General features: G+C 37.4%; 16 protein-coding genes and 1 tRNA gene. 2 read left to right on the forward strand and 15 right to left on the reverse strand.

Annotation, left to right across the window (positions count from 1 at the left end):
• Positions 1-44: 44 nt before the first annotated feature.
• The 6 genes from GWK10_RS01260 to GWK10_RS01285 form a co-directional block, all read right to left on the reverse strand.
• Positions 45-845 carry an FAD binding domain-containing protein gene (locus GWK10_RS01260; RefSeq protein ID WP_164029082.1) on the reverse strand — a complete coding sequence of 267 codons (801 nt, stop codon included), beginning with the start codon at positions 843-845 and terminating at the stop codon, positions 45-47.
• 18 nt (positions 846-863) lie between these two features.
• Complete coding sequence (locus GWK10_RS01265; RefSeq protein WP_164029083.1) at positions 864-3,224, reverse strand: xanthine dehydrogenase family protein molybdopterin-binding subunit; 2,361 nt, start codon at positions 3,222-3,224, stop codon at positions 864-866.
• A gap of 2 nt (positions 3,225-3,226) precedes the next feature.
• Entirely contained in the window at positions 3,227-3,691 is a 465-nt protein-coding gene (locus GWK10_RS01270; RefSeq protein WP_164029084.1) for a (2Fe-2S)-binding protein, read from the reverse strand.
• A gap of 26 nt (positions 3,692-3,717) precedes the next feature.
• On the reverse strand, positions 3,718-4,173 hold the full coding sequence (locus GWK10_RS01275; protein ID WP_164029085.1) for a CoxG family protein: 456 nt from the start codon (positions 4,171-4,173) through the stop codon (positions 3,718-3,720).
• 169 nt (positions 4,174-4,342) lie between these two features.
• Positions 4,343-5,419: a vWA domain-containing protein gene (locus GWK10_RS01280; protein ID WP_164029086.1), complete on the reverse strand. Its 1,077-nt coding sequence runs from the start codon at positions 5,417-5,419 to the stop codon at positions 4,343-4,345.
• 65 nt (positions 5,420-5,484) lie between these two features.
• Complete coding sequence (locus GWK10_RS01285; protein WP_164029087.1) at positions 5,485-6,378, reverse strand: AAA family ATPase; 894 nt, start codon at positions 6,376-6,378, stop codon at positions 5,485-5,487.
• A gap of 154 nt (positions 6,379-6,532) precedes the next feature.
• Between GWK10_RS01285 and GWK10_RS01290 the strand changes: the two genes are divergently transcribed.
• Positions 6,533-6,605 (forward strand) — tRNA-Lys (locus GWK10_RS01290).
• Positions 6,606-6,756: 151 nt separating this feature from the next.
• Here the strand turns inward: GWK10_RS01290 and GWK10_RS01295 are convergent.
• Entirely contained in the window at positions 6,757-7,428 is a 672-nt protein-coding gene (locus GWK10_RS01295; protein WP_164029088.1) for a bifunctional 4-hydroxy-2-oxoglutarate aldolase/2-dehydro-3-deoxy-phosphogluconate aldolase, read from the reverse strand.
• A gap of 16 nt (positions 7,429-7,444) precedes the next feature.
• The gene (locus GWK10_RS01300; protein WP_164029089.1) at positions 7,445-8,485 is read right to left on the reverse strand and encodes a sugar kinase; all 1,041 of its coding nucleotides are present in this window, start codon (positions 8,483-8,485) and stop codon (positions 7,445-7,447) included.
• A 154-nt stretch (positions 8,486-8,639) separates the two neighbouring features.
• Between GWK10_RS01300 and GWK10_RS01305 the strand changes: the two genes are divergently transcribed.
• The gene (locus tag GWK10_RS01305) at positions 8,640-9,659 is read left to right on the forward strand and encodes a LacI family DNA-binding transcriptional regulator (protein ID WP_164029090.1); all 1,020 of its coding nucleotides are present in this window, start codon (positions 8,640-8,642) and stop codon (positions 9,657-9,659) included.
• A gap of 71 nt (positions 9,660-9,730) precedes the next feature.
• Here GWK10_RS01305 and GWK10_RS01310 read toward each other — a convergent pair whose 3' ends face one another.
• The 7 genes from GWK10_RS01310 to GWK10_RS01340 form a co-directional block, all read right to left on the reverse strand.
• Entirely contained in the window at positions 9,731-10,489 is a 759-nt protein-coding gene (locus tag GWK10_RS01310; protein ID WP_164029091.1) for an SDR family NAD(P)-dependent oxidoreductase, read from the reverse strand.
• Positions 10,490-10,553: 64 nt separating this feature from the next.
• Complete coding sequence (locus GWK10_RS01315) at positions 10,554-11,828, reverse strand: MFS transporter (RefSeq protein ID WP_164029092.1); 1,275 nt, start codon at positions 11,826-11,828, stop codon at positions 10,554-10,556.
• Between the two features lie 234 nt (positions 11,829-12,062).
• Positions 12,063-12,764 carry a FadR/GntR family transcriptional regulator gene (locus GWK10_RS01320; protein ID WP_164029093.1) on the reverse strand — a complete coding sequence of 234 codons (702 nt, stop codon included), beginning with the start codon at positions 12,762-12,764 and terminating at the stop codon, positions 12,063-12,065.
• A 203-nt stretch (positions 12,765-12,967) separates the two neighbouring features.
• Complete coding sequence (locus tag GWK10_RS01325) at positions 12,968-13,936, reverse strand: polysaccharide lyase family 7 protein (protein WP_239540659.1); 969 nt, start codon at positions 13,934-13,936, stop codon at positions 12,968-12,970.
• Between the two features lie 4 nt (positions 13,937-13,940).
• Positions 13,941-14,867, reverse strand: coding sequence for a polysaccharide lyase family 7 protein (locus GWK10_RS01330; protein ID WP_164029094.1), 927 nt, complete (start codon positions 14,865-14,867; stop codon positions 13,941-13,943).
• 129 nt (positions 14,868-14,996) lie between these two features.
• Positions 14,997-16,964, reverse strand: coding sequence for a PKD domain-containing protein (locus GWK10_RS18610; RefSeq protein ID WP_164029095.1), 1,968 nt, complete (start codon positions 16,962-16,964; stop codon positions 14,997-14,999).
• Positions 16,965-16,982: 18 nt separating this feature from the next.
• Complete coding sequence (locus GWK10_RS01340) at positions 16,983-18,434, reverse strand: RagB/SusD family nutrient uptake outer membrane protein (protein ID WP_164029096.1); 1,452 nt, start codon at positions 18,432-18,434, stop codon at positions 16,983-16,985.
• Positions 18,435-18,441 lie beyond the last annotated feature (7 nt).

Raw genomic sequence — 18,441 nt, forward strand, 5'->3', positions numbered from 1 at the left:
AAAGCCTCAATTAATGAGGCCTTTCATTCCTAATTTTAATATCTCTAGGCTTCCAAAGCTCGTTTAGTCATCACTTTTGCAAGATGTGAACGGTATTCGACATCAGCGAAATGATCACTCATTACCTCAACATTATCGACCGCGTGATCGGCAGCATCAGCAGAGCCATTATAGGCGTTTTCCACTCCTTTTGCACGATAAGGTGTATCGGCAACACCAGTGATTCCTACTTTAACTTCATTTCCACTTTTCACAACCGCCACGCCAACCACTGCAAAGCGAGAAGCTGATTGAAAAAACTTTTGATAATTCCCATTTTTTACCTTTGGAAATCTTATCGAAGTAATGATCTCATCATCTTCTAAAGCCGTTGTAAAAATACCCTGAAAGAAGTCTGAGATTGGGATTGATCGCTGTCCCTTTTTTCCTTCAGCGACAACTGTAGCATCACAAGCTAAAACCGTAGCAGGATAATCGGCTGCTGGATCTGCATGTGCTAAACTGCCGCCTAGCGTTCCTCTATTTCGTACCTGAATATCTCCTATCGCTTTTGCTGTCTGGGCAAGTATATTTAAATCATCATTAACTAATTTAGAAGTAGCGATATCATGGTGAGTGCAATTAGCACCTATTACAATCTCCCCTCCTTCTTCAGTAATAGAATCCATCCCTGAAATACCACTAATGTCAATAAGCACTTCGGGTCTATTTAATCTTAATTTCATAGCGGGTATAAGGCTATGCCCGCCAGATAGAATTTTTGCATCAAAGCCATGCTTATCTAATAAATCAACGGCCTCTGATACTGAGGATGCTTTTATATAATCAAATTTTGCTGGTATCATGATCTGTCTTTTTAATAATTAATTCTGCATTGCTTTCCATACACGTTGTGGGGTAACTGGCATTTGAATATCCGTTACTCCTAAATGCGCTAATGCATCAACAACAGCATTTACTACTGCAGGTGTCGAGCCAATACAACCAGCTTCTCCTGCTCCCTTAACTCCAAGCGGATTATGAGGGCATGGAGTCACAGTACGATCCGTTTCTATCATTGGAATATCATCTGCTCGCGGCATTGCATAATCCATATACGAAGCGTTGATCATTTGTCCGGCTTCATCAAAAACAACTTCTTCTAACAATGCCTGACCTATACCCTGCACTACACCGCCATGAATTTGTCCATCAACAATCATCGGGTTCATTACATTACCAACATCATCGCAAGCAATAAAGCGTTTTACATCAACCTTACCGGTATCCGAATCTACTTCTACTACGGCAATATGAGTTCCGAATGGATAAGTGAAATTAGATGGGTCATAAAAACTACTAAAATCTAATCCTGGCTCTAGGCCTTCTGGATAATCATGAGGTACATAAGCCGTTAATGAAACATCTCCAAATGAAATAGATTTATCAGTTCCCTTTACAGTCCATTTGCCTTCGGCATACTCCAGATCTTCTTCAGCCGCCTCTAGCTTATGCGCAGCGATCTTAGCTCCCTTTTCGAGGATTTTATCAATACTTTTAATAATTGCGCTACCTCCCACGGCTAAACTCCGAGAACCATATGTTCCCATACCAAATGCTACTTGATCGGTGTCTCCATGTTCAATTTCTACATCATCCATCTCGATGCCCAACTTGTCTGCAACAAATTGAGCAAATACGGTTTCATGACCTTGACCATGTGAATGTGCTCCCGTGAAAACTGAAACTTTTCCGGTAGGTTGAACACGAACATGTCCTACTTCATACAATCCTGCCCGGGCACCCAAAGCACCAACTACAGCAGATGGTGCTATACCACAGCCCTCTATATAAGAAGAAAAACCTACTCCGAGTAATTTTCCATACTCTCTTGCTTTAGCTTGTTCTTTTCTAAAATCTTCATACCCCAACATTTCAAGTCCTCGTTCAAGTACTCCGTGGTAATCTCCGCTATCATATTGAAGAGCCACCTGGGTTTGATAGCCAGCTTCTTCAACACCATCAAATGGAGGGATGAAGTTTTTGAATCGTATCTCAGCAGGATCCATTCCCATTTCTTTAGCTGCTTTAGAGATAATACGTTCCAATAAATAAGTAGCTTCCGGTCTTCCTGCTCCTCTATATGCATCAACTACAACCGTATGTGTAAATGGTGCTATTACATTCAAATGAATTAAGGGTGTTGTATAAACCCCTTGAAAGAGGGTACCATGTAAATAAGTCGGCACTGCAGGAGCGAACGTTGACAAATATGCACCCATGGCGCAGTACTCATCTGTTAGATGCGCTACTATTTTTCCATCTTTATCAAAGCCCATTTTCGATTTTACAACATGGTCTCGACCATGTGCGTCAGTCATAAAAGCTTCACTTCTATCCGATGTCCATTTAACAGGTCTTCCTATTTCTCTGGAAATCCATGTTAGTAATGCCTCTTCAGTATAATGATAAATCTTACTACCAAAACCACCACCTACATCTTTGGAAACCACCCGCACTTTATGCTCTGGAATTCCAAGTACAAAAGCACATAATAACAAACGTATTAAATGTGGATTCTGAGTACTTGTATATAATGTCCATTTATCAGCGTTAACATCATAATCAGCAATATAACTTCGAGGCTCGATTGCATTTGGTGCTACCCGATGGTTTCTATATTCCATTTCAGTAACATGATGGGCACTTTCTAAGGCTGCTTCTACTTCAGCTCGGTCATTGCCAATACACCAGTCAAACGCAGCATTATCTTCCCATTGATCATGGACCAAAGGAGCGCCGGCTTCCATCGCTTGTTTCGGATCCGTAACTGCTAGAAGTTCTTCATAGTCAACCATGACCATTTCGGCGGCATCTCTAGCTTGTTCTAAGGTCTCGGCTACAACAATTGCAACTGCTTCGCCTACATGCCTTATTTTATCTTTTGTTAATAGCGGATGTGCAGGCTCTCGCATAGTCTCACCATTTTTAAAATCTACCTGCCAACCACATGGCACACCAAATTCTCCACAAGCGTCATTGCCTGTATATATGGCGATTACTCCAGGTTCATTTTTAGCCTCTTCAATATCGATGCTTAATACATTCGCATGTGCATACGGGCTTCTTACGAATGCCGTGTGCGCCATTTTTGGCAACTTAATATCATCAGTATATGTACCAGCTCCTTTGAGAAAACGAGCGTCTTCACGTCTTTTTACAGCTTTTCCAACAAATTTCCCCATGGCTAGTTATTTATTTCTTCAGCTGCGTGCTGAATTGATTTAACAATATTGTGATATCCTGTACATCGACAAAAATTACCTTCAAGTCCATGTCTAATCTCTTCTTCTGATGGATTTGGATTGTCTTTTAAAATATTAGCAGCGGTCATTACCATACCGGGTGTGCAAAACCCACATTGTAGTCCGTGATGTTCTTTAAAAGCTTTTTGAATTGGATGCATTTCGTTTCCATTGGCCATTCCCTCGATAGTTGTGAGTTCGCCGCCATCGGCCTGTACTGCTAACAACGTGCACGATTTTACGGCAGCACCATTTAATGAAACTGTACAAGCACCACAACCACTAGTGTCGCAACCCACATGGGTGCCAGTAAGGTCGAGTACTTCTCTTAAATATTGAGTCAAGCTCATTCTCGGCTCAATATCATTGGAATACTGCTTACCATTTACGGTTAAAGTAATCTGCATATTAATATGTTTTTTAGGTTGATTTTCTACTCTGTTGAGGGTTCTCCCTCCAACTCTTTATTAAGCGATTGAAAAAATTGTCGCGACAAAGTACTCACCACTCCGCTCATTATTCGCTGTCCCATTCTTGCTAACATTCCGGACATTTTAGCATCACCAGTATATTGCACTTCCGTATTGTCATTGCCATCAGGAATTAGTTTCATACTAATCTCAGCCACGACATTTCCCATCTTGCTTTTTTGATCGACCACCAAGACGCAGCTTTCTAAATTTACTTGGTCTTTTAAAGATAGAGTACCTTCAAAATTTCCTTTTACAGGACCTACCTTCACCTCTGAAATTGCATCATATTGATCAGGTCCTGTAACGGTAAGTGTCTTAATCCCGGGGGTTATTTTTTCTAGAACTGCAGGATTTGTGATCATGTCCCAAACTACATTAGGTGTAGTATTTACCATGTAATTTCCTTTTACCTGCATTTGTTTTTAAAATTGGATTGTTAAGTTAAAAAAACTAATGGATATTTCTTACAAAATGGAATTGAAATTTAAGGTTGTTTTACAAAAAAAGCTCTTTTACTGATAAATCCGCAATACTAGCCCTATAACATTCGGGAAAATGAATTTCTAAATTGCAATAAATCGATAATTACAATTGCTTGAGAACTGCTTTTAAACTATCCAAATTGTGAGCAGATGCGAGTAGATCGATATAGGGCAGTGCGCTCTTCATACCAAGCGCATCTGGGGAGAAATTTGGATTACCCGCTAGTGGATTTAACCAAATAACTTTCTTCGATTTTTTATAAATACTTTTCATTGATTGCCTAATGACACTAGCCTCACCAGTATCCCAACCATCACTAAGGATTAATACGGTTGTTTTTTTATCTAATAAACCGTATTCAAAATCAGTTATAAAGTCATTTAGACATGAACCTATTGTAGTTCCTCCCGACCATTGAGGGACCCTATCAGATATCATCGCGAAAGCCTTATCGAATTCGTGATTGTTTAGCAAAGAAGTAACTTGATGTAATGCCGTACTAAAAACAAAAGTCTCTATCTTATCATAAGCATGCTGAAAAGCATAAATAAGATGTATGAAGAACCGGCTGTATAAATCCATCGATCTACTGACATCGCAAAGCAATACCAATTTTAATTTTTGCTCTTTTGGTTCACTGTAAACCAAATGTTGAATGTCCCCACCTTGACGTAGGTTCTGCCTAATCGTTTTTTTGAGATCAAGTGTTCTATGTTTATTGCTGGATTTTTTAAGTCTACTTTTTTTGCGTGATAACTTTCTGGTCATCTTTTTAAGTAATCGCATCATCAACTCCATTTCTTCTTGACTTAAATCGATAAAGTCTTTTTTGGTTAACACCTCCAAATCACTATATGAAGCAATTACTTTTTCATCTTCAGTAGGCGTTAGATTTAACCAGCTTTTTAAAGCATCAAAGCGAGCTTGTTGCTTTTGAGCATCAGATGCTCGGTTCTGTTTGTCCTCTTTGTCCTTGATCTTAGAATCGACTGCTTTTGAGAGCTGTGACCAAAACTCAGTATAATGATCTTCAAAATTTAAGTACTCGAAATGGTTTTTACTTAAAGTAGTTTGAAGGGCTTGCTTTAAAAAACGCTCTTTGTTAAAAGGAATGTGTTGTAATGCATCGATTGCGGTTATTTCATCTGAAGCAGTTAATAGAAATCCTTTTGAACGCAAAAATCTACATAGTAAAACAATATTTGCCGAGAATTCGGTTTGGTATGAAATATACTTGGGCTCCATCAAATAATTCGAGAAACCACTCCAGTTTTATCCAATAGTTCAGAAAGTGAGTTTTGCGTATTTCTTATATCCTGCCAGTCTTTAAGAATGACTCCTAAAGTATCTTCGATAAGTTGTTTATCAAGATGCTTCATATTCATACTTGCCAATGCCCTAGCCCAATCAATTGTTTCTGAAACACCAGGAGTTTTTTCTAGCTTTAACTCACGTAGTTCTTTCATGAAACCACATATTTGTTCTCCCAATTTTTTATCAATATCTGGAACTTTCATTTTTATAATTGCCAGTTCCTTTTCGAAATCAGGATAGTCAATCCACAAATACAAACATCTTCTTCTTATCGCTTCCGACAATTCTCTAGTCCTATTTCCAGTTAAAATAATATATGGTTTGTGTGTTGTTTCAATCGTGCCAATTTCAGGAATGGTTACCTGCCAATCCGATAATACTTCTAATAAAAAACTCTCAAATTCTTCATCGGCACGATCGATTTCATCGATCAATAGTACTGGGCTTTTGTCTTGTGTTATTGCCTGTAGAATGGGGCGTTTTAATAAGAATTTATCAGAGAAAATGGAACTTTCCAGCTTAGAAACATCCTTTTCTTTTTGTTCTTGAATTTTTAAATGAAGTAATTGGTGTTGGTAATTCCACTCGTACAAAGCATGCGTACTATCAAGGCCTTCATAGCACTGAAGTCGAATTAAATTAGTGTCTAATGCTTGAGCCATTACCTTAGCAATCTCAGTTTTACCAACTCCGGCAGGTCCTTCGATCAATAATGGTTTTTCTAGCTGCATGGATAAAAAAACCGACATTGCTATTGCACTATCACTAATATAACTTTCATCCTGAAGCATTTTTTGAATGCGCTCAAGTTTAATATCCTTCATAGTTGTAAAATCTCCTAAAAAGATAAGACAATTATCGTAAAGTATATCCTGTGAAAAAATATACCATAAAATGAATAAATAAGTTTCGAAATAGGCACAACGGTTTTATATTTGCACCCTCATAAAGCAATCGGTTTGATTGCGAAAACGGATTGACTTGGTAGCTCAGTTGGTAGAGCATCTCCCTTTTAAGGAGAGGGTCCTGGGTTCGAGCCCCAGCCAAGTCACTTAAACTAGACGCTCCTTCTTTGTTAATGGAGTTTTTTTATTGAGTCACTCTTCAAAAAGAAAACAAAAAACCCTGATAGACTATCAGGGTTTTTATTTATTCATAACCTACACATAAAATCAAGCCACATAACAACACAATGCTATCATTTATGCATTTCGTAAGTTTTGAATGAGTGTCAAAGTGCTTCTTACAAGCTCTTCAAGTTTATTGTAATCTTTATTGGCTAGAATCTCTTTGCTGATCAATTTAGAGCCCATACCAACACAGGTAACACCTGAATCAAACCAAGCTTTTAAATTAGCTTCATCTGTGCTTACTCCTCCTGTTGGCATAATATTCGTCCAAGGTTGAGGGCCTCTAATCGCCTTAACAAAACCAGGCCCATAAGTCGCCCCTGGAAACAGTTTAATAATTTCGCAACCCAACTCCTCAGCTTTGTTGATCTCGGTAAGTGAACCACAGCCTGGTGACCAAAGTACTTTCCTGCGATTGCAAACGACTGCTATATCATCACGTAAAGATGGAGTAACGATAAAATTTGCACCCATTTGCATAAACATTGATGCAGCTCCTGCATCGGTTATTGAACCGACTCCCATAATCATTCCAGGAAGTTCTTTGATCGCATACTTATTTAATTCAGAAAAAACTTCAAAAGCGAAATCGCCTCTTGCCGTAAATTCCATTAAACGGGCTCCACCGTCGTAACAAGCTTTCAATACTTTCTTACCTAATTCGATATCTGGGTGATAAAACAAAGGAACCATTCCTGTGTCTTTCATCACCGTAGCAACTTCTATTCTTGAATACTGTGCCATAATTTTTCTTATTAGTTTATCGTGCTACACGTCCTGATGCATCACCACCCATTAGTTTTTCTACTTCTGGTACCGTCACCAAGTTGGCATCCCCTTTAATAGTGTGTTTTAAACAAGAAGCCGCAACAGCAAAGTTCAATGCATTTTGATCATCTTCAGGATACTTTAATAATCCATAGATCAATCCGCCCATAAATGAATCACCACCACCTACTCTATCAACAATATCGGTAATTTGATATTCTGGTGATTTAAACATTGTTTCTCCATCGTATAAAACTCCCGCCCATGTATTGTGAGAAGCAGAAATAGACCCTCTTAAGGTAGTAATTACCTTCTTAGCTCGAGGGAATTTTTCCATCATTTGTGTACATACTGATAAAAATGCTTCTGCTTTTACATGCTCTCCTTGAGTAGTAATATCTAAACCTTCAGGTTTGATTCCGAAATGCTTTTCAGCATCTTCCTCATTTCCTAAAATAACATCACAATACGAAGTGAGTTCGGTCATGATTGCTTCACGATCACCCCCATATTTCCAAAGTTTTGCTCGGTAATTCAAATCAGTTGACACTGTAACACCATTTTTCTGAGCTGCCTTTACAGCTTCTAAACAAGCGTCGGCTGCGCCTTGAGATATAGCAGGTGTAATACCAGTCCAATGGAACCATTCAACATCTTTAAAAACTTCGTCCCAATCAACCATACCTGGTTTAATTTCTGACATAGCGGAATGTGCACGATCATAAACTACCTTGCTACCACGACTAACTGCTCCCGTTTCGAGGAAATAAATTCCTAGACGATCACCTCCATATACAATTTTGTCAACACCAACGCCCCGTTTACGCATTTCCATCATGGCACATTGCCCAATATCATTATTTGGAAGTCGCGTTACAAAATCAACCGGAACACCATAATTTGCAAGAGAAACTGCTACATTCGACTCGCCACCACCATAGACCACATCAAAACTTGATGCCTGTGAAAATCTTAAAAAACCCTGAGGTGCTAGTCTTAGCATGATCTCTCCGAAGGTTACTACTTTTTTCATTTTAGAATATTTTTTAAGGTTTAATTTTAATTGCTTAAACGTTTAAGCAGATATTTAAAAATAAATCAAAAAGCCGTATTGAAACTGTTGGCGTTTTGATTCTAAAATCGAATAACGTATTTTTGCTTAAACGTTTAAGCAAATATATAAAAAATTGGCTAATAACAAAAAAACTACCATAAAAGACATTGCAAATGTCCTTAATATATCTGCGGCGGCCGTGTCCAAAGCCTTGCATGACGATTCTCGAATAAGTGCAAAGACAAAAGAGGCCGTAAAAAAAGTAGCTGAAGAGTTGAATTACCAACCTAATCACTTAGCTAGTGCATTGCGTCGTGGCAAAAGTAATTTGGTAGGAGTAATTGTCCCTAGAACAAATAGCAATTTCTTCTCATCGGTCATACAGCATATAGAAGAAGTACTAGACAAAGAAGGTTACAATATTATTATCACACAGTCCAGTGAATCGTTTGAAAAGGAATGCAAAAATATTGACACTCTATTATTCACCCAAGTTGATGGTATTATCGCCTCGATGGCGAACGAAACGATTGATTTAAATTATTATGAAAAAATAAAGTCCAAGGGGATTCCACTAATTTTATTCGATCGAGGTGAAAATGATTTAAATGTCGATTATATAGGAATTGATGATTATGAAAGTAGTCATATGATAGTAAAACATCTTGCCGAACAAGGATGTAAAAGGATTGCACATATCGGAGGATATAGACATACAAGAATTTACAATAATAGAATTAAGGGATACATAGATGCCATAAAAAAATACGATTTACCTATTGAGGATGAATTGTTAGTCGAAAGTAGTCTTACCATTGAAGATGGAAGAAAAAAAATGAGTCAGTTATTAGCATTAAAAAATCGACCTGATGCCGTGTATGCTGCAGGTGACTATGCCGCCTTGGGCGCCTTGCAAGTTTTACAGGAAAATGAAATTAAAGTTCCGGATGACATTCGATTAATTGGTTTTGGTAATGAACCCTTCACATCGATGCTCTCACCTTCTATTACAAGTGTAAACCAACATAGCGAAAAGATTGGTGCACTAGCTGCTCAGACATTTTTAGAACGAGTAAAAATGAATCCTTTAGTGCAAACATTGAATAAAATTATTTTAGAAGCGGAATTAATTGAACGAGATTCTTCGAAATAATATTATGTTTTAAACTAAAAAAGTGGCTAGATTATAATCTAGCCACTTTTTTAGTTTTAGGGAGGATTGGTTTAGATGCCTAATGCTTGACCACCACCTATCTGAATAGTTTCCGCAGTGATAAACGAGGCATCTTTGCTTGCTAAGAAAGAAACAACACCGGCTACATCTTCAGGTTGCCCTAATCTTCCTAGCATAATATTGTTTGCCCAAGAAGCAAAAACTTCAGGTTTGGTCGCCTTAATTTGTGCATGAAATGGAGTATCAATAGTACCTGGTGACACTGCATTTACGCGAATTCCGTATTCTGCTAGGTCTTTTGCCAAAGCCCTTGTTATGGCATGAACTCCCGCTTTAGATGTTCCGTAAATTCCAGCTCCTGGTCCGCCTGCAGTCCATCCTGCATTTGATGTGTAGTTAATTATTGAGGCGTGCTCTCCGTTTTTTAGAAAAGGGATCGCTGCTCTAGAAGCAAAGAATACTGAATCAAGGTTTAAAGCCATTACTTTTCTGTAAAAATCAGTCGTCATTTCCTCAAATCTAGATCTTCCACCAAGTCCACCAGCATTATTAACTAGTACGTCAATTCTCCCATATTTTTCGCCAATTGCTTTGATGTTAGATGTTACAGCCTCTTCACTTGTAACGTCAAATCCACGATATTCGGCAGTAATACCTGCGGCTTCCAATTCTGCAAGTCTTTTGGCTCCTTCATCGTCTTGGATACCATTAATAACTACGGTATATCCGTCTTTTCCTAATCTTTTTGCAACTTCAAAACCTATGCCACCTGTGGCCCCAGTTACTATAGCAATTTTATTATTACTCATTTTGTATTGTTTTTTTAAAGTTCTATTTCTTTTATTATTTGGTTGTTATTTTAATTCTTCAACTCTAATCTACTACTAACTTTATTTTTTTGATTAAAAAGAAAACAGCAAGCACAGCTAATACAACCGATATCGTTATCGCTATAAATGCTGGCGTATATGATCCTTCGTCAGTGATTTTGCCAATAAACCAATTCATTATCATAGGTGAAAATGCCGCAACGGTTCCTGCTAATCCTGCTAAGGTTCCTACAGATGGTCCTCTAAATAAGTCACTTGACAAAGTTTGAATATTGCCTATTGCAAATTGAAATCCGAAGAGTGCTAGTCCCGCTAGGTAAATAAAGGTCATATAATTAGAGTCATTTACAAACGCTATAATACCAACGAAGCCAAGTATTATCAAAACGCTTCCTAATACTATACTAGCCTTCCTACCAAAATCTACGGAAGTACGCTTGATTATTTCTTCTGTAAACAAGCCACCCAATATTCCGCCCGCTGCAGCCATTAGATATGATATCCACATCGTATTTCCTATTTCTTCGATACTAAGCCCAAATTTCGAATTCAAATAGATTGGCATCCAACCAGCAAAGAACCACCATATAGGTTCAATAAAAAATCTACAAAGCAGAATTCCCCATGGTTGTTTGAAGCTCAATATTTTCAAAACACTTAAACTTTTGGTGCCTTCAACTGCTACATCATTATTTTCTATTCGGTCATTGAGTATTAAGTCTTTTTCGTCTTCAGTAATCCATGGATGGTCTTCGGGTTTTGACTTATTTAAGACTAACCATGGTATTACCCAAAGCAATCCCAAAACTCCCAGTATTATATAGGTAGATTTCCACCCAAATTGAGCATACAAATAAACTATTATAACTGGGGCTACTACATTACCTATAGATGCTCCTGAGTTAAAAATACCTTGTGCTAAAGCTCTTTGTTTTACAGGAAACCATTCTCCATTACTTTTTACTGCACCAGGCCATAATCCAGCTTCCCCAAGACCAAGCAGTCCGCGTACAATTGCTAAAGAGGTAACACCTCGTGCCAACGCATGAAATGCTGAAGCAGCGGACCAAACAACGATAGAAACAACAAATCCTATTCGGGTTCCAATTTTATCGTACAAAGTACCTGATAAGAATTTACTAGCTGCATAGGCAAATAAGAAGAAATTAAGCATCAATGCATAATCAGATTTATCCATCCCTAAATCTTTACCCATTTCAGGCCATAGCAAAGCAAAAGCTGTCCTGTCTATATAATTTATAACTGTGGCTATAAATATCAATACGATTATCCACCATCTTAATCCTTTAACTTTCATATGTCTTGTTTAGTTGAAGAAAGGCAATACAAAGTTTTTTTGATAGTAAGTGCAAACTGCATTATTACTTCAAAAATTTGAGACCCATTACTTTTTAAAAATGATTTACCAGACTAGCTAGTAGCGATAAATTACTTGTGAAATGTGATCGGTTAGTTGTGTTTCGTATTAGTTCCCTCCTATTCGTTCCGAATACTAAAAGCGTGCATTTTTACTATTCGTTTTTATTCTTTTTTAAATATTATAACAATATTGATATAGTACCTTAAAGTGTACTTTCATTTTAGCTTTAGCCAATTTTGGATCTTGATTTTTAATAGCATCATAAATATCTTCATGTTCTTGAATTCCCATAAATGACTGATTTTTATCACATACATGGTATTTTTCGAAATTGGTAATTATACCTGGAGTAATAACCAACATAAAAGTATTCAATGAACTATTTTTTGCTGCCTTAGCTATTGCAAGGTGAAATATTAAGTCCTCCTCTACTGCATCCTCTCCAGCTCGAACTTTTTCATTATAGGCATCTAATGCTGTTCTCATTTCTTTAAGATCATCATCAGTCCGCCTCAATGCAGCAAGCCGTGCAATTTTGAGTTCTAATAATATTCTTGTCTCGACCAAGGACTTAAAATCAGGAGTTTCTAGTCTTAAAATATCGTCTAGCATGCCATTTATGGCCGTTACACCTATATTTTCAATAAAAGTACCACTTTGTGGCATTGACTTTAGAATACCATAAAACTCCAATTTTTGAATGGTTTCTCTTAAGTTACTTCTGCTTACACCAAATTTTTCAGCTAACATCCGCTCAGAAGGTAATTTATCGCCTGGTTCTAGGTTCTTAAAGTTGATAAGATCCTTAATCTTAGCGATTATTTCCTTTTGGATATTTCCGTTTTCAGTTTTTGTCAGTATTTCTACTTTCATACTCAATTAAAATTGGTTAACCAGATTGGTTTGCTAAAATTAATAAAATAACTTCTTCTACAAAAGCATATTAGCTTTAATCCAAATAAATTCAAATTTTCTTAACGTTATGCTTTAAAAATAAAATACCGACCCGGTTAAAAGCCGGTATTTCTCACTATAAAATAATTCAAACTAACTCAAATAAGTTCACTTTACATTCATCAATGACTTACTACTAAGTCATAATATTTTATACGGGCAAAGGCCCCTTCGTCAATGGTTTGTAAGTAATTACCTGCTTTGAAATAATTCTCGAAAATGTTCCATTTTTCCATATGGATGCCGTCATAAACCTTACTTTCATTTTCATTTAGTATTACTTCCAAACGTCCGTCGCTCGCAATGACTTCAAGGGTGAATTGATTGTAGTCAACTCTTTCCTCAAAATAAAATCCATCATCATCAGTCCATGAGCTGGTTTTTAAAATATCGACATCATTTACATTCACATCTTTCAACTCTTTAGTCTTTACCCGAACTCTTCCGTCTTGCCAATAAATTTTTAGCATTGGCGGTGCATTATTATCATCTTCATTAATCAAATCACGTTGTTCATTGGTTAAACGACCATGAATTTGCATAACCATGGTGCGATGAAATTTGTCGTTTGCATCTTTTGATATCTCATCCATTTGAACAGTGCCCTTCATACGACCTCCTTCAGGAAATGTCCAGTTTGTACTATTACTTCCTGGAACCATTTGTTCTCGTAACTCTGTTCTAGAGTATGACGTATTTGTTGTTGTTGACCCTGGATAGGTATAAAAAACCAATGCTCCGTTTATAGAATCGTTATACATAAACGGCTTTAAAGTCTCATTGGTTGCATAGTCTAAAATAGCTGGTGGTTTCACCTCAGTAGGATTACCGATAGGCAAAGTCACTTTCCAGTTATTTAAATCAATTTCTGGCAACTTAAAACTTTCTGACCCTGAATTCTGATCCCCATCACCCGTATCGGGATTATCTTGACCTTCATCATTATCAGTATCGCCAGACGTATCCGGCTCTTCGGCAACAATCTCCGGTGGGCTGTCCCGATCATTTTTATCACAAGCAAATACTGCGAGTAACAGAATCAACATTCCCATTCTTAGTATAAAGCTAATTTGACGCTCTTTCTTCTTCATTTTGTTAATGTGTAACTTCTAAATCGTAAAACTTTACTTTGGCATATGCTCCTTCATCCCTTGTTTGAAAATAATTGCCCGCTTTAAAATAGTTCTCGAATACTCCCCATTTCTTGATACTAAAACTATCATAAACAAAGAATTCATTCTTATTTAAAGAAACGACCATTTTCCCATCAGACACGTCGACTTCAATATTAAATTTTCTGAAACCAACTTCTTGTTCAAACGTTCTGCCTTTATCATCACCCCATGCCTCTTTATGTAAAATAGCCTCATCCGAAACACCTTTGTACTTTAATACTTTCGTTTTAACCCTAATCTTCCCGTTTTGCCAATATACCTTGAGAATAGGTGGTGCATTATTATCTTTTTGTCCTATTAAATCACGTTGTTCGTTTGTTAAACGACCATGTATTTGAAGGATAATCACTTTATGATACTTTCCATTTTTATCACGAGTAACTTCATCCATGGCAATCTTAGCACTTAGTTTACCACCTTGTTTAAAGGTCCAATTGGTATTATTATCTCCAGCTACCATTTGCTCTCTAAGTTCAGAACGCGTGTACTTAGTGTTGCTTGTTTTAGATGCGGTTGGCATTGCGTGAAAAACGATAGCTCCTTTTGTAGAATCTATATACATATAAGGTCTAGCTTTTTCATTTTTTGCAAAATCCAGTATTTCTGGCGGGCTAATTTCAAATGGCTTTCCATTTTCCTTTGTTACCGGTAAAGTAACTTTCCAATGGCTTAAATCTATTTTAGGAAGCTTGACTTTCTTATTTCTTTTCTTTTTCTTCTTCCGTTTTTCTTGCTTTTCTATTTTAACATCCGATTCCGCAACACTACTCTTACTTTGTGAGGTAACATTAGCAGATAGAAAGAGTGCTATTACAAATACCAAAATTTCTTTTCGGAATATTTTCATTTTATATAATTAATTAACGAACACGTTATAGGCATAACACCAATTTCTTTGGAATGTTTGGATAAACCACTCAGCACTTTAGTAAAAGTAGCTGAGTGGTTTTTATACTAAACTTGTTATAGTTTCTTTCTAATTATCCGTTATTACTACGTTATCTAAAAAGACTTCATTACTACTATCTACCGCATTTAGCGCTCTAACATAAATCACGATCGAGTTGGTTGTTGGTGTAAATGTAAACGTACTTGTTGTAAACACTGACTTATCTGTATTAAAGTCATTTGTAATATTAAAATACGCATCGACAGCAGTATCGCCTGTAGAAGTATTTATACCCGTTTCATCAACAATTTCAGTATTCAAGATAAACACCTCGGTATTCACTCCCATTGCCTCGGAACGTGTATCTATAGAAAAACTATAGGTTGAACCTTGTTGCACTTGAACTACTTGATACAAACGACGTGCTATTTCATTTAACTTTGCGCCTCTTGTGCCATTTGCTCCATCAGAAGTAGAAGATGGTTGTTCACTACCGTCACCATAAAATCCTTGTAACCAAGTATCTAAATCTTGATTTCTCCAAAGTGGTCTATATGGGCTATCAACTACAGTTCCCGAATTATCTACCACAGTCTCGTTAGGTGTCATATCCCAAGCGTCAGCATTGTCACCTGTATTTACAGTAAATTCATCAAAAGTACCATTGAGAACCTGCACTACGAAGCCTTGAGATACTACAATATTCTCAGTCGCAACATCTGTATTACCTGTAATACTCGTTGCAGTTAAAGTAACAGTATAAGTCCCATCTTCCGAATAGGTGTGTGAAGGGTTCATTCCTGTAAATTGGAAACCGTCTCCAAATTCCCATAGCAGCATTTCAGCACCTTCAGAAGCATCCATGAATGAGTATGTTCTGTAATCATCTGCATCTACTTGAGAAGTAAAATCAGCTGTAACTGGTGCTAGAATGTTTATCGTTTTGCTTAAATCAGTCGAAAGGTTCGACTCATTTGTTGCGGTAAGTGTTACCGTATATTCAGCTGCCTCAGCATATACATGCGTTGGAGATTCTTCTGTTGAAGTATTTCCATCACCAAAATCCCACATATAAGATATGGCATTTGTAGATGAATTAGTGAATGCATACTCTAGGAAATTAACCTCACTCTGCACAGCATCAAAACCTGCCGAAGGTGGTACTGCTCCCTCAGCTCCTACCTCAATCGTAAAATCGTCAAGTCTTGCTTCAACACCTCCATTAGTGAAATAGATGGCAACTGTATTATTCGTGCCAGAATTAAATGACAACTTTTGTTGTACATAAACATCTGGCTCCGAGTCATCAGTAACAGTTATTGATGCAATAGTTCCCGTAGCTACATCTTCCCTTGTTTCAAATGTACCGCCATTTTGCGTTACTCCTAAAACTGATACCGTTAGTGAAGGGTCGGATGAACCACTCAACATGGTGTACCAAAAACTCAAATCATAATTGGTCTCAGGATCCACAGTAATTTCTTGATAACCAATACGGTCTCCAGCAGGAACAGGTAATTTAGCACCTTGATCTCCGAATGTCACAGGACTACCTGTTATTTGGATAACCCCACCTAAAGCATTATTTCTCCAAGAATCACGACCGTCTCCACCACCTTCTGGCAGTGTATCATCTTCAAAACCTGGTTCTAAAATAATTGGTTGAAATGGACCTTCAACCACTATAACGTCAATTGTTACGGTTCCTGAAACGCCACCACCGTCAGTAGCTGTTAATGTAACCGGATACGTTCCTTCGCCTGCTTCAAAAGTGAAAGTAGGGTCTTGTTCAGTTGATGTATTTCCGCCACCAAAATCCCATGCAAATGTTAATGCTTCTGAAGAAAGATTAGTGAAATTAATCATCCTAAAATCTTCTGAAGACGAAGCATAGGAGAAATTAGCTTCTGGAAAAACCGTATCTGCTTTCGAGTTTGAATCTGGTAATTCGTCACGAAAAAGTTCGTCACCCACACAACTAACGACAATACTAGCTGTAACCAAACCTAATAAGAACAACATAGTTCTATTAAGTATATTAAATTTATGTCTCATTGTTTTTTATATTAAGTATTAATATCCTGGGTTTTGTGTTAGGCGTCCGTCGCTAATGTTGATCTCCCTTGCAGGTATTGGCAACAATAAGGCTCTCGCTGAAAAAATATATCCCATTTCATCGGCATGATCACTTAAAACAGATTCTGCAACACCAAATCTTAGTAAATCGAACCAACGTTGATTCTCAAATGCTAATTCTACACGTCTTTCTAATAAGAGCTCCTGTTTTGTAATACTAGATACACTATTAGGTGCTGTCATAGGAAAGGCTCTATCTCTAATCTGCTGAAAAGAAGCTAAAGAAATTGGATCTGTAGTAGATGTACCATCACCGATAGTTGCTTCAGCATGCATTAACAATACATCAGCATATCGTATAGCTATATAGTCATTACCTGCATTACGAGCATTGTCACCATACACTGGGGGTACTACTGTAATATCAGAACCTTCTGGCAAGAATTTTGCTACTTCAGAAGTAGCACCAAATGTGACGAAAGACAACGCTGATCTTACACCACCAGCAGTTTGAAAATCAGTAATAAGGTTTTGATTCACGATATTTTGACCATCTTCTCTTCCTTGACGGAACGTTGATGTAAACTCTGATGAAAAACTTTGACTTTCCAGTGGATTTCCTGCCTGGTATTGAATCGCGAAAATTATTTCATTATTCAACTCATTATAGAAAACATCAGAAAAGTTAGCTTCTAATTCAAAATCACCACTATTAATAATAGCTTCACAAAGTTGTCTTGCGCCTCCATAATTGCGGTTTGGCTGCGTCATATAAACTTTAGCTAATACTGCCTGAGCAGCGGCACGTGAAGCTCTAGATTTATACGAATTATCTAAAACAGCAATTGCTTCTTGTAAGTCCTCTACAATTTGAGCATAAATCTGTTCCGCAGGTATTCTTGTAAATAGTGCTTCATTATCAGTAGGTCCAACAACCTCGGTTACCAATGGCACATCACTAAACAAGCGCACTAATTTAAAGTATGCATAGGCTCTTAAGAATTTAGCCTCTGCGGAATAACTTGCACGGTTGGCATCATCAGCGACATCTATGAAATTCAAGATGTTGTTTGCTCTAAAGATGACCTCATACATTGAAGCATAGTAATCTTCGGACTCTACATTGTTAGCGTTCACAACGTATCGGTGAAAATCAGACTTTGAACCTTCTAGGGTTGCATTTCTTGTATTGTCTGTACGATGCTCAGTCAGTAGGTGTTCAAACTGAACTCCTCTATTTGCACGACCAATATTGGTCTGGGTATTTTCATTAACCCCTTGCAGTGCATCATAAATCCCCACGACTCCAGCCAATACGTCTTCATCGGTTTCAAAAAATGAATCAACTACAATAACCGTATCTGGTAAAGGGTTTAGAAACTCATCAGTATCACACGAAATGAACACGGATACTATGGCAGTAAAAATTAAATATTTTATACGTTTCATTACTTTT

This window comes from Spongiivirga citrea (assembly GCF_010671565.1).
Classification (GTDB): domain Bacteria; phylum Bacteroidota; class Bacteroidia; order Flavobacteriales; family Flavobacteriaceae; genus Spongiivirga; species Spongiivirga citrea.